Genomic DNA, 12,032 nt, shown 5'->3' on the forward strand with positions numbered 1-12,032 from the left:
TTCTCCAGGTCGTGGACGGCTAGTGCGAATGGGGTTTGCGGTTCGGTTGGCCGTTCGGCCGACTCTCGCGGCGCAAAAAGGCAACGCCTTGTATCCCATCAGACGCCCCGGCGCTATGCGCGGAACGCTGTTCCGGACGGCCGTTTGGCGAAGAATGCGCCTTGCCGCCGGTGTGGTCGCGACGAGGAGCCTTCGAAGCCTTCGGGCCAGTACCGGGCCGTGCGTCAGCACGCCTGGCGTCGCCATGCCGTCCCTCGCCGGGTCTTCCGTCGCCCTGCTTGGCGGCACTGTGGTGACGACCGTCAGCATGCCTTTCGTCGGCACGCCGCCCGTCGCCATGCCTTGCGCCTTGCGCACGCTGGCCCGGGCGGCCCGGCCGACCCTGTCGTTGCTGCTGCGGGGGAGGGCCCGCATCGCGGCGGCCAGCGTCGGTGCGGCGATCCTCACGCGGCAGCGCCACTTTGATCAGCCGCTCGATGTCGCGGAGATAGCTCAGCTCCTCGCCGCCTGCGACCAGTGAGATCGCGGTACCCTCGGCACCCGCGCGCGCGGTGCGGCCGATGCGGTGCACATAGGTCTCCGGCACGTTGGGCAGATCGAAATTGATGACATGGGTGATGCCGTCGACGTCGATGCCGCGGGCGGCGATATCGGTGGCGACCAGCGTGCGGATTTCACCGGTGCGGAACTGGGCAAGCGTCCGTTCGCGATGGTTCTGCGACTTGTTACCGTGGATGGCGCTGGCGGGGATGCCGGCCTTCTCGAGTGTCTTCACCACCTTGTCGGCGCCGTGCTTGGTGCGGGTGAAGACGAGGGCTCTGTTGACCTGCTCCTGTTTCAACAGCTGGGCGAGGAACGCCGGCTTCGCGGAGAAGTCGACCTGGATGATGCGCTGCTGGATGCGTTCCACGGTCGAGGAGACCGGGGTCACCGCGACGCGGGCGGGATCGCGCAGCATGGCGTCGGCCAGCTCGGCGATGTCCTTCGGCATGGTGGCCGAGAAGAACAGCGTCTGCCGCTTGATCGGCAGCTTGGCTACGATTTTGCGGATGTCGTTGATGAAGCCCATGTCGAGCATGCGGTCGGCCTCGTCGAGCACGAGGAATTCGACGCTGCCAAGCTTCAGTCCGTTGCTCTGCACGAGGTCGAGCAAACGGCCGGGGGTGGCGACCAGCACCTCGACGCCCTGCATCAGCGAGCGGACCTGACGGCCCATCGGCACGCCGCCGATGGCGAGGGTCGAGGACAGGCGGATGTGGCGGCCATAGGCGTTGAAGCTGTCGAGGATTTGGCCGGACAGTTCGCGGGTCGGCGACAGCACCAGGACGCGGGTCGTCTTCGGCTGCGGCTTGATGCGATTCTCGAGCAGGCGGTGCAGGATCGGCAGCGCGAAGGACGCGGTCTTACCGGTTCCGGTCTGGGCGATGCCGACGACGTCGCGGCCGGTCAGCGCGGTCGGAATCGTCTGGGCCTGGATGGGGGTGGGGGTGACGTAGTTCTCTTCGGTGAGAGCACGAGCGATGGGTTCGGCGAGGCCGAAATCCTGAAACGAAGTCAAAAGGTGGGTTCTTTCCATGTCAAAAGCGGGCGCCCGGCGCATTCGGCGCGGCGCGCGCAAAAGGGTGTCGAGAGGGACACCTGCGTGTTTGGGGTGTCGGATGGCTTGATGGGATGGGGCAAGCCAGACGCCCGTAAGGGCTTAAGAACACGCGGCTCGCAACGGTCTCTGATTCGCAAGAGACCTCGGCCCCCATATGGAACATTGAGGCGGCGCTTTCAAGGCAGGCGCACCACAAATGGCGATCGCGGTGCAGAAATAGTTATGCCGGAAATTTAGCCAGAGCGGGAAATTTGCTCAGAAAATAGCCTGCCTGCCGCATTCGCATACATTTGAATTGCTCAATGTTTAGGCGACCATGCCATGGCGATGCTTCGTTTTCTGTCGATTTCACCAGCGAAATCAATAGCCTATTATGTGTCCAATCCATGGCACGGTTCTTGCGAATCCGTTAATCGCAGGCGGCCGTTGGGGCCGTTTCGCAGCGTTTTTCACGTCTGCGTCAGGGAGATGAGACACTCATGCATAGCAAATCCACTCACGATATAGCGGCGCCATTTAGCCGCCGTGGCGTTCTCGCCGCGACCGCCGGACTGATGCTTGGTCTGGCTTCCATTTCCGGTGCGAAAGCCGCGGACGACACCATCAAGGTCGGCGTGCTTCATTCCCTCTCCGGCACCATGGCCATCAGCGAAACCACGCTGAAGGACACCATCCTCTTCCTGATCGACGAGCAGAACAAGAAGGGCGGCGTCAACGGCAAGAAGCTCGAAGCCGTCGTCGTCGATCCCGCTTCGAACTGGCCGCTGTTCGCCGAGAAGGCGCGCGAGCTGATCACCAAGGACAAGGTCTCGGTCGTGTTCGGCTGCTGGACCTCGGTGTCGCGCAAGTCGGTGCTCCCGGTGTTCAAGGAGCTGAACAGCATCCTGTTCTACCCGGTGCAGTACGAGGGCGAGGAGAGCGAGCGCAACGTGTTCTACACCGGTGCCGCGCCGAACCAGCAGGCGATCCCCGCCGTCGACTATCTGATGAAGGACGAGAAGGTGAAGCGCTGGGTGCTCGCGGGCACCGACTACGTCTATCCGCGCACCACCAACAAGATCCTGGAAGCCTATCTGAAGTCCAAGGGTGTCGCCCAGGAAGACATCATGATCAACTACACGCCGTTCGGTCATTCCGACTGGCAGACGATCGTGGCCGACATCAAGAAGTTCGGTTCGGCCGGCAAGAAGACCGCGGTGGTCTCGACCATCAACGGCGACGCCAACGTTCCTTTCTACAAGGAGCTCGGCAACCAGGGCATCAAGGCGAAGGACATCCCGGTCGTCGCGTTCTCGGTCGGTGAGGAAGAACTCGCCGGCATCGACACCAAGCCGCTGCTCGGCCATCTCGCCGCCTGGAACTACTTCCAGTCGATCAAGTCGCCGGAGAACGAGAAGTTCATCAAGGCGTGGCAGACCTACACCAAGAATCCGAAGCGCGTGACCAACGATCCGATGGAAGCGCACGTGATCGGCTTCGACATGTGGGTCAAGGCGGTCGAGAAGGTGAAGTCGACCGATCCGGACAAGGTGATCGACGCGCTCCCGGGCATCGAAGCCAAGAACCTGACCGGCGGCACCTCCAAGATGCTTCCGAACCATCACATCACCAAGCCGGTGTTCATTGGCGAAATCAAAGCCAACGGCCAGTTCGACGTGGTGTGGAAGACCCCGGGTCTTGTCGCGGGCGACGCCTGGTCGAAGGAGCTCGACGGCTCCAAGGACCTGGTCGGCGACTGGGTCGGCAAGAAGTGCGGCAACTTCAACACCAAGACCAACAAGTGCCTCGGTTCGGGTTCCTGATCCGAATCTGACGCTCCATTGCACGATCGGAGAAGGCGGCGATCCCGCCGCCTTCTCCACCCTTTTCTGCCGGGGTCTCTCACAGTGCCAGCCAATTTGTCCGCCCGCCTCTGTTCGCTCCTGCTCTCGTTGTTCCTGATCGCGTTCGCACTGCCGGCCTTGGCTGGTCCGTTCGAAGATGCGGTCGCCAAATTCGCCAACGACGATTATTCCGACACGGAAGAGGCGATCGGCGTGGTCGCGAGCAGCGGCAATACGCTGGCCTTTCCGATTATCAGCGCGCTCCAGGACGGCCGGCTCATGGCCGATCCGGACAGCAAGAAGGTTTACGTTACCGGTGCCGACGGCAAGTCGATCGATGCCGCGACCGGTCAGGCCGTGGCCAGCGTGCCCGACAGTGCAAGCGCGGTCCGCCTCAACAACCGCCTGCGCCGCAGCGTCGATGCCGCGATCGGCAGTCTGACGCTGCAGTCACCCGACATCGGAGCGCGGCTCCAGGCCGCGCAATCCGTCTTCAAGTCGCATGAGGAGACGTCGCTCGAAGCCGTCGACGGCGCGCTCGCCAAGGAAACCAACCGATCCGTCAAGGCCGCGCTGGGCGACGCCCGCGCGGCGATCCTGTTGTTCAAGCCTGACGCCACCGAGCTCGAGAAGCTCGAAGCCGTTGCCACCATCAAGGCGCGCGGCGACCAGGAGGCGATGGCGCTTCTCACCGGCATGGGCGACCAGCCGGCCTCGGTGACCAAGGCTGCCGCGAGCGCAATCGGCTCGATCCAGAGTTCGCTCGCGGTCTGGTCGATGGTGCAGAATGCGTGGTACGGCCTCTCGCTCGGTTCGGTGCTGCTGCTTGCCGCGATCGGGCTTGCCATCACGTTCGGCGTGATGGGCGTCATCAACATGGCCCATGGCGAGATGGTGATGATCGGAGCCTACACCACCTTCGTGGTGCAGGAGGTGATCCGCACCCGCTATCCCGGCCTGTTCGACTATTCGCTGCTGATCGCGGTGCCGCTCGCCTTCCTGGTGGCGGGCGCGCTCGGCGTCGTGATCGAGCGCAGCATCATCCGCTTTCTCTACGGCCGTCCGCTGGAGACGCTGCTGGCGACGTGGGGCCTGTCGCTGGTGCTGCAGCAGGCGGTGCGCACCATGTTCGGTCCGACCAACCGCGAGGTCGGCAACCCCTCCTGGATGAGCGGCGCGTTCGAGCTCGGCCAGATCACGATTACCTATAACCGGCTCTGGATCCTTGTCTTCACGCTCGCGGTGTTCGTCATTCTGCTCGCGATGCTGCGCTACACGGCACTCGGGCTCGAGATGCGCGCGGTCACGCAGAACCGCCGCATGGCGGCTTCGATGGGCATCGCGACCTCGCGTGTCGATGCGCTGACCTTCGGCCTCGGCTCGGGCATTGCCGGCATCGCCGGCGTGGCGCTGTCTCAGATCGACAATGTCAGCCCCAATCTCGGCCAGAGCTACATCATCGACAGCTTCATGGTCGTGGTGTTCGGCGGCGTCGGCAATCTCTGGGGCACGCTGGTCGGCGCCTTCACGCTCGGCATCGCCAACAAATTCCTGGAGCCGGTCGCCGGCGCCGTGCTCGGCAAGATCGCCATCCTCGTTCTCATCATCCTGTTCATTCAAAAACGGCCGCGCGGTCTGTTCGCGCTCAAGGGCCGTGCGGTGGAAGCATGACCCCTCACATGCTGACGCGATCGCTGGACCGCGGCGCGACGATCTTCCTTGCCGTCGTTGTGGCCTGCGGCATCCTCATCCCGCTCTCCAACCTGCTGCTGCCCGCGGGCTCGTTCCTGCAAGTGCCGACCTATCTGGTCGCGCTCTGGGGCAAATATGTCTGCTACGCCATCCTGGCGCTCTCGATTGACCTGATCTGGGGCTATTGCGGCATCCTCTCGCTCGGCCACGGCGCCTTCTTCGCGCTCGGCGGCTACGCGATGGGTATGTATCTGATGCGGCAGATCGGCAGCCGCGGCGTCTACGGCAACCCGATCCTGCCTGACTTCATGGTGTTCCTGAATTATTCGAAGCTGCCCTGGTACTGGTACGGCTTCGACATGTTCTGGTTTGCCGCGCTGATGGTGTTGATCGTACCGGGGCTGCTCGCCTTTTGCTTCGGCTGGCTCGCCTTCCGCTCCCGCGTCACGGGCGTGTATCTGTCGATCATCACGCAGGCGATGACCTATGCGCTGCTGCTCGCCTTCTTCCGCAACGATTTCGGTTTCGGCGGCAACAACGGCATGACCGACTTCAAGGACATTTTGGGCTTCAACGTGCAGGCCGAGGGCACGCGTGCTGCGCTGTTCGCGCTGAGCTGCCTGGCGCTGATCGTTGGCTTCCTGATCTGCCGCGCCATCGTCTCGTCCAAGCTCGGCAAAGTGCTGATCGCCGTGCGCGATGCGGAATCGCGCACGCGCTTCCTCGGCTACCGCGTCGAATCCTACAAGCTGTTCGTGTTCACGGTCTCGGCCTGCATGGCCGGCGTCGCCGGCGCGCTCTATGTGCCGCAGGTCGGCATCATCAACCCAAGCGAATTCGCGCCGGGCAATTCGATCGAGGCAGTGATCTGGGTCGCGGTCGGCGGCCGCGGTACGCTGGTCGGCGCTGCGCTCGGCGCCGTCGTCGTCAACTACGCAAAGACGTTCTTCACCTCCGGCATGCTTGCGCCCTACTGGCTGTTCATGCTGGGCGCCATGTTCATCCTGGTGACGCTGCTGCTGCCCAAGGGCATCGTCGGCACGTTCAACGCCTGGTGGGACTCGTCGAAGGAAAGGCGCGACGCCGCGACCATTGCGAGCGCCGCGGCCGAAGACGGCGTCACCGAACCCAAAATGGCGGAGGAAGCGCAATGAACGTCATGGACACCCGCGCGACCTCCGCAATGCTCTATCTCGACGGCGTGCACGTCTCGTTCGACGGCTTCCACGCCATCAACAACCTCTCGCTGACGCTCGAGCCCGGCGAGATGCGCGCCATCATCGGCCCGAACGGCGCCGGCAAGACCACGATGATGGACATCATCACCGGCAAGACCAAGCCTGACGAAGGCACCGTGCTGTTCGACGGCGTCACCGATCTGACGCGGCTAGACGAAACCCGTATCGCCGAGCTCGGCATCGGCCGCAAATTCCAGAAGCCGACCGTGTTCGAGAGCCAGACCGTGCAGGACAATCTGTTGCTCGCGCTCAATGTCGACCACAGCGTCAAGGCTACGCTGTTCTGGCGCGGCAGCCGGGCGGAGTCCGAGCAGATCGACAAGGTGCTGGAGACGATCCGCCTCACCGATGCCCGCAACCGTCTCGCCGGCAGCCTCAGCCACGGCCAGAAGCAGTGGCTCGAGATCGGCATGCTGCTCGCACAGGATCCGAAACTACTCCTCGTCGACGAGCCCGTCGCTGGCATGACCGACGTCGAGACGCATCTCACCGCTGAGCTGCTCAAGGAAATCAACAAGACCCACACCGTGATGGTGGTCGAGCACGACATGACGTTCGTGCGCGAGCTCGGCGTCAAGGTCACTTGCCTCCACGAGGGTACCGTGCTCGCGGAAGGCACCATCGACCAGGTCTCGTCCAACGAGCGGGTCATCGAAGTGTATCTGGGGCGCTGAGCGATGCTTGAGGTCAAGGACATCAACCTGTTCTACGGCGCGGCGCAGGCGCTGCGCGGCGTCTCGATCGCGGCCGAACCCGGCAAGGTCACCTGCGTGCTCGGGCGCAACGGCGTCGGCAAGACCTCGCTCCTGCGCGCCATGGTCGGGCAGTACCCGATTTCCTCGGGCGCGATCGTGCTCGACGGCAGCGATATCACCGGCCTGAAGCCCTATGAGCGTGCGCGCAAGGGCATCGGCTTCGTGCCGCAGGGGCGCGAGATATTTCCGCTTCTGACGGTCGAGGAGAATCTCAAGACCGGCTTCGGCCCGCTCAGGCGCGAGGACAAGCACATTCCGGACGACGTGTACTCGCTGTTCCCGGTGCTGCAATCCATGCTCGGCCGGCGCGGCGGCGATCTCTCCGGCGGCCAGCAGCAACAGCTTGCGATCGGGCGCGCGCTGGTGATGCGGCCAAAGCTGCTGCTGCTCGACGAGCCGACCGAGGGCATCCAGCCCTCGATCATCAAGGACATCGGCCGCGCCATCTCGTACCTGCGCAATCTCGGCAACATCGCGATCGTGCTGGTCGAACAATATCTCGACTTTGCCTGCGAACTCGGCGACAGTTTTGCGGTGATGGATCGCGGCGCGGTGAAGTTCACCTGCGACCGCTCCAATCTCGACGCGAGCGAAATCAGCCGCCAGATGGCGCTGTAGGCCATTCTGCCGCGACCGGCTGGGGAGGCGGATGCGCAGCGACGTTTTAGCGACATCTTCGGTGTTCCACGCCAACCGCGCCCGCGGCGCGGTGCGCTTCGACGTCCACGCGCGCGACGGTGTGACACGTCGCGGGATATTGCATGAGTCCGGCTCCCTGCGCGTGCGCTTCCCTTCGCCGGAGGACGAGGGGCTCTCCGGCGTGTTCGTCAACACGGCCGGCGGCGTTGCGGGCGGCGACCGCTTCGACATTGAGATCGCGGCCGCAGATGGCTCGAAGCTGACGCTGACGACGGCAGCCGCGGAAAAGGTCTACCGCGCGCCAGGGCAGGCGGCGGAGCTCAATATAGCGCTGAAGGTTGCCGCAGGCGCACATCTCGGCTGGCTGCCGCAGGAGACGATCCTATTCGACCGGGCGCGCGTGCGACGCCGCTTCGACATAGACCTCGATGCGACTGCCTCGCTCCTGCTGTGCGAGATCGTGGTGTTCGGCCGTACCGCCATGGGCGAACGGATGGAGCAGGGCGAGTTCGTCGACCGCTGGCGGCTGCGTCGTGGCGGCAAGTTAGTGTTCGCCGAGACCGTCAGGCTCGACGGCAACATCGGCGCAAAGCTTGCGCGATCGGCAGTGGCGAAGGGCGGCGCTGCGATCGGCACGGCGCTGATCGTGCCCGGCGACGAGGCCCTGATCGAGCGTCTCCGCGAGGCCTCGGAATCCTTTGGCGGCGAGGTCGGGATATCCGCCTGGAATGGCTTTGCAATGGCGCGGTTCTGTGCCCAAGATGCGGCGCGGCTGCGCGCCGACATGATGGCCGTGCTGGCGCGCACCGGTGCGGCGTTGCCGCGGCTCTGGCTCAATTGATCGGCTGAAAGTGTTGAACGGAAGAGATTTCGCATGAACCTGTCTCCCCGCGAAAAGGACAAGCTTCTGATCTCGATGGCGGCGATCGTGGCCCGCCGCCGACTGGATCGCGGCGTCAAGCTCAACCATCCCGAGGCGATCGCACTCATCTCCGATTTCATCCTCGAAGGCGCGCGCGACGGCCGCACGGTCGCCGAGCTGATGCAGGCGGGCGCGCAGGTCCTCACCCGCGACCAGGTGATGCCGGGCATTCCCGAGATGATCCACGACATCCAGGTCGAGGCGACCTTTCCGGATGGCACCAAGCTCGTCACTGTGCACGAGCCGATCAGGTAGGAGAGAAGCATGATCCCCGGCGAACTCTTCATCCAGGATGGCGAGATCGAGCTCAATGCCGGCCGCAAGACCGTGACGCTCACGGTTGCGAACACCGGCGACCGTCCGATCCAGGTCGGCTCGCACTACCATTTCTTCGAGACCAACCCGGCGCTGAAGTTCGACCGCAAGAAGGCCCGCGGCATGCGCCTTGACATCGCCGCCGGCACGGCGGTCCGCTTTGAACCCGGCCAGACCCGCGACGTCCAGCTGGTCGCCGTGGCCGGCAAGAAGACCATCTATGGCTTCCGCGGCGACGTGATGGGGAAGCTGTGAAATCCACAGGAACGAGCGTGGCACGCCACGGTTGAGGCGAAAACGGAGGACTTTGCCATGCTGTCAGCTGTCCGCCTCGTCTCCGAAGCCGCCGAGCTCGCCGCGCGCCGTCACAACGGCATGGCGCGCAAGGGCCGCGGTCATGAGCCTTACATCAACCACCTCGCCGAGGTCGCGAACCTGCTTGCCACCGCGACCGACGGCGCCGACGCCGAACTCGTTGCAGCCGGCTGGCTGCATGATGCGATCGAGGACACCGACACCGCGCGCGAGGAGCTCGCGCAAAAATTCTCCGACCGTGTCGCGTCGCTTGTCGAGGAATGCACCGACGATATGAGCCTGCCGAAGCCGGAGCGGCGGCGGCGCCAGGTGCTCGACGCACCGAAGAAATCGGCTGGCGCCAGGCTGATCAAGATCGCCGACAAGATCAGCAATATCGGCGCGCGCGTGCATTCCGATCCGACGGCCGAGGAACGCGACGATCTCGTCGATTACACCGACTGGGCCGAGCAGGTTGTTGCCGCTTGCCGCGGCGCCAACTCTTGGCTCGATACGACATTCGACGACATGGTGCTCACAGCGAGGACCTCGCTGTGAGCACCGATCCGAAATTCAAACGCAAACGGGGCTTGTGATGTCCGTCAAAATAAAGCGTTCCGTCTATGCCGACATGTTCGGCCCGACCACCGGCGACAGGGTGCGGCTGGCCGACACCGACCTCATCATCGAGGTCGAGAAGGATTTCACCACCTACGGCGAGGAAGTGAAGTTCGGCGGCGGCAAGGTGATCCGCGACGGCATGGGCCAGTCGCAGGTCACCAACAAGCAGGGTGCGGCGGACACCGTCATCACCAATGCGCTGATCGTCGATCACTGGGGCATCGTGAAGGCCGACGTCGCGATCAAGGACGGCATGATCGCCGGCATCGGCAAGGCCGGCAATCCCGACATCCAGCCGGGTGTCACCATCATCATCGGCCCCGGCACCGACGTGATCGCGGGTGAAGGCAAGATTCTCACCGCCGGCGGCTTCGACAGCCACATCCATTTCATCTGCCCGCAGCAGATCGAGCACGCGCTGATGTCGGGCGTCACCTCGATGTTAGGGGGCGGCACCGGCCCCTCGCACGGCACGTTCGCCACTACCTGCACGCCGGGGCCGTGGCACATGGGGCGGATGATCCAGTCGTTTGATGCTTTCCCGGTCAATCTCGGCATCTCCGGCAAGGGCAACGCCTCGCGGCCCGCCGCGCTGGTCGAGATGATCAAGGCCGGCGCCTGCGCGCTGAAGCTGCACGAGGACTGGGGCACCACACCGGCCGCGATCGACACCTGTCTGTCGGTCGCCGACGACTACGATATCCAGGTGATGATCCACACCGACACGCTGAACGAATCAGGCTTCGTCGAGGATACCATCAAGGCGTTCAAGGGCCGCACCATACACGCCTTTCACACCGAGGGCGCCGGCGGCGGTCACGCCCCTGATATCATCAAGGTCGCGGGGCTGAAGAACGTGCTGCCGTCTTCGACCAACCCGACGCGGCCCTTCACGCGCAACACCATCGACGAGCATCTGGACATGCTGATGGTGTGCCACCACCTCGATCCCTCGATCGCGGAAGATCTGGCGTTCGCTGAAAGCCGCATCCGCAAGGAGACCATCGCGGCCGAGGACATCCTGCATGATCTCGGCGCGCTCTCGATGATCTCCTCGGACTCCCAGGCCATGGGCCGCCTCGGAGAGGTCATCATCCGGACCTGGCAGACCGCCGACAAGATGAAGAAACAGCGCGGGTCGCTGCCGCAGGACAACGGCAAGGACAACGACAATTTCCGCGTCAAGCGCTACATTGCCAAGTACACGATCAATCCCGCGATCGCCCATGGTGTTTCGAAGCTGATCGGCTCGGTGGAGAAGGGCAAGCTCGCCGATCTCGTTCTGTGGTCGCCGGCCTTCTTCGGCGTCAAGCCGGATTGCGTCGTCAAGGGCGGCATGATCGTCGCGGCGCCCATGGGCGATCCCAACGCCTCGATCCCGACCCCGCAGCCGGTGCATTACCAGCCGATGTTCGGCGCCTTCGGCAAGGCGCGCACTGCGTCTTCTGTGGTGTTCACCTCGAAGGCCGCGATCACCGGTGGCCTCGCGCGCAAGCTCGGCATCGACAAGAAGCTCTATGCGGTCCAGAACACCCGCGGCAGGATCTCGAAGAAGAGCATGATCCACAACGACGCCACGCCCAATATCGAGGTCGATCCGGAGACCTATGAGGTCCGCGCCGACGGCGAGCTTTTGACCTGCGCCCCCGCCGAGGTGCTGCCGATGGCGCAGCGATATTTCATGTACTGAAATAGCGCCTCGACGCATGTCTCAGGACCATGTCCTGGTCGCATATCGGAGGCAGCTTTTCCGGTTTTGCGTTCGATCCCGCCTGGTCTAAGGTCCCGCCCGGTATCTGAAGCCCAGAAGAAAAGCCGGGAGGATTTCTCGTGATCTACGTCGTCGCCACCTTGACCATCAAGCCCGAAACGCGCGCCGAATTCATTGCAGCCGCCACCGCCTGCATCAAGGAGACGCGGAAGGAGCCCGGCAATATCGCCTATGATCTGCATGAGAGCGTCACCGATCCCGCCAAGATGGTGTTCGTCGAGCAGTGGGAGAATGCCGAAGCGCTGGTGCCGCATCGCGCCATGGAGCACATGAAGACGTTCGGCCGCGTCGCGGTGAAGTGTTTTACGGCGCCGCCGAAGATCGAAGTGATCACGCCCGAGAAGGTCGAGACACGGTAACGG

General features: G+C 63.9%; 12 protein-coding genes. 11 read left to right on the plus strand and 1 reads right to left on the minus strand.

Annotated features, from left to right (window positions below; translation table 11 throughout):
• Positions 1 to 19 precede the first annotated feature (19 nt).
• On the minus strand, positions 20 to 1,600 hold the full coding sequence (locus AC0L3J_RS14065) for a DEAD/DEAH box helicase (protein ID WP_473347383.1): 1,581 nt from the start codon (positions 1,598 to 1,600) through the stop codon (positions 20 to 22).
• A gap of 479 nt (positions 1,601 to 2,079) precedes the next feature.
• On the opposite strand from AC0L3J_RS14065, the gene urtA reads away from it, so the two are divergent.
• The 11 genes from urtA to AC0L3J_RS14120 all read left to right on the plus strand — a co-directional run bounded on the left by urtA (position 2,080) and on the right by AC0L3J_RS14120 (position 12,029).
• Positions 2,080 to 3,402, plus strand: a complete 1,323-nt coding sequence (urtA, locus tag AC0L3J_RS14070) for an urea ABC transporter substrate-binding protein (protein WP_007599797.1) — start codon at positions 2,080 to 2,082, stop codon at positions 3,400 to 3,402.
• An 84-nt stretch (positions 3,403 to 3,486) separates the two neighbouring features.
• Positions 3,487 to 5,094 (plus strand): urea ABC transporter permease subunit UrtB, encoded by a 1,608-nt coding sequence (urtB, locus tag AC0L3J_RS14075; RefSeq protein WP_473290396.1) that lies wholly within the window; start codon positions 3,487 to 3,489, stop codon positions 5,092 to 5,094.
• The gene (gene urtC / locus AC0L3J_RS14080) at positions 5,091 to 6,269 is read left to right on the plus strand and encodes an urea ABC transporter permease subunit UrtC (RefSeq protein WP_456766323.1); all 1,179 of its coding nucleotides are present in this window, start codon (positions 5,091 to 5,093) and stop codon (positions 6,267 to 6,269) included. Before urtB ends, urtC begins: the two co-directional genes overlap by 4 nt.
• Positions 6,266 to 7,027, plus strand: coding sequence for an urea ABC transporter ATP-binding protein UrtD (urtD, locus tag AC0L3J_RS14085; protein WP_473290399.1), 762 nt, complete (start codon positions 6,266 to 6,268; stop codon positions 7,025 to 7,027). Before urtC ends, urtD begins: the two co-directional genes overlap by 4 nt.
• A 3-nt stretch (positions 7,028 to 7,030) precedes the next feature.
• A complete protein-coding gene (gene urtE / locus AC0L3J_RS14090) occupies positions 7,031 to 7,726 on the plus strand; it encodes an urea ABC transporter ATP-binding subunit UrtE (protein WP_007605420.1) in 696 nt (231 codons plus the stop codon).
• Positions 7,727 to 7,757: 31 nt separating this feature from the next.
• Positions 7,758 to 8,588: an urease accessory protein UreD gene (locus AC0L3J_RS14095; protein ID WP_473347384.1), complete on the plus strand. Its 831-nt coding sequence runs from the start codon at positions 7,758 to 7,760 to the stop codon at positions 8,586 to 8,588.
• 33 nt (positions 8,589 to 8,621) lie between these two features.
• Complete coding sequence (locus tag AC0L3J_RS14100; RefSeq protein ID WP_007599811.1) at positions 8,622 to 8,924, plus strand: urease subunit gamma; 303 nt, start codon at positions 8,622 to 8,624, stop codon at positions 8,922 to 8,924.
• Between the two features lie 9 nt (positions 8,925 to 8,933).
• Positions 8,934 to 9,239, plus strand: coding sequence for an urease subunit beta (locus AC0L3J_RS14105; protein WP_007599812.1), 306 nt, complete (start codon positions 8,934 to 8,936; stop codon positions 9,237 to 9,239).
• Between the two features lie 57 nt (positions 9,240 to 9,296).
• On the plus strand, positions 9,297 to 9,836 hold the full coding sequence (locus AC0L3J_RS14110; RefSeq protein WP_473347385.1) for an HD domain-containing protein: 540 nt from the start codon (positions 9,297 to 9,299) through the stop codon (positions 9,834 to 9,836).
• Positions 9,837 to 9,873: 37 nt separating this feature from the next.
• On the plus strand, positions 9,874 to 11,589 hold the full coding sequence (gene ureC, locus AC0L3J_RS14115; protein ID WP_473347386.1) for an urease subunit alpha: 1,716 nt from the start codon (positions 9,874 to 9,876) through the stop codon (positions 11,587 to 11,589).
• Between the two features lie 140 nt (positions 11,590 to 11,729).
• The gene (locus AC0L3J_RS14120; protein WP_007599815.1) at positions 11,730 to 12,029 is read left to right on the plus strand and encodes a putative quinol monooxygenase; all 300 of its coding nucleotides are present in this window, start codon (positions 11,730 to 11,732) and stop codon (positions 12,027 to 12,029) included.
• The last annotated feature ends 3 nt before the right edge of the window (positions 12,030 to 12,032 follow it).

This window comes from Bradyrhizobium sp. Kon37, assembly GCF_055807535.1.

Coding starts and splice junctions, on each gene's coding strand:
- AC0L3J_RS14095 (WP_473347384.1), top strand. CDS start 7,758: ATGCGCAGCGACGTTTTAGCGACATCTTCGGTGTTCCACGCCAACCGC.
- urtE (WP_007605420.1), top strand. CDS start 7,031: ATGCTTGAGGTCAAGGACATCAACCTGTTCTACGGCGCGGCGCAGGCG.
- urtD (WP_473290399.1), top strand. CDS start 6,266: ATGAACGTCATGGACACCCGCGCGACCTCCGCAATGCTCTATCTCGAC.
- AC0L3J_RS14110 (WP_473347385.1), top strand. CDS start 9,297: ATGCTGTCAGCTGTCCGCCTCGTCTCCGAAGCCGCCGAGCTCGCCGCG.
- AC0L3J_RS14105 (WP_007599812.1), top strand. CDS start 8,934: ATGATCCCCGGCGAACTCTTCATCCAGGATGGCGAGATCGAGCTCAAT.
- AC0L3J_RS14100 (WP_007599811.1), top strand. CDS start 8,622: ATGAACCTGTCTCCCCGCGAAAAGGACAAGCTTCTGATCTCGATGGCG.
- ureC (WP_473347386.1), top strand. CDS start 9,874: ATGTCCGTCAAAATAAAGCGTTCCGTCTATGCCGACATGTTCGGCCCG.
- urtC (WP_456766323.1), top strand. CDS start 5,091: ATGACCCCTCACATGCTGACGCGATCGCTGGACCGCGGCGCGACGATC.
- AC0L3J_RS14065 (WP_473347383.1), bottom strand. CDS start 1,600: ATGCGCCGGGCGCCCGCTTTTGACATGGAAAGAACCCACCTTTTGACT.
- urtA (WP_007599797.1), top strand. CDS start 2,080: ATGCATAGCAAATCCACTCACGATATAGCGGCGCCATTTAGCCGCCGT.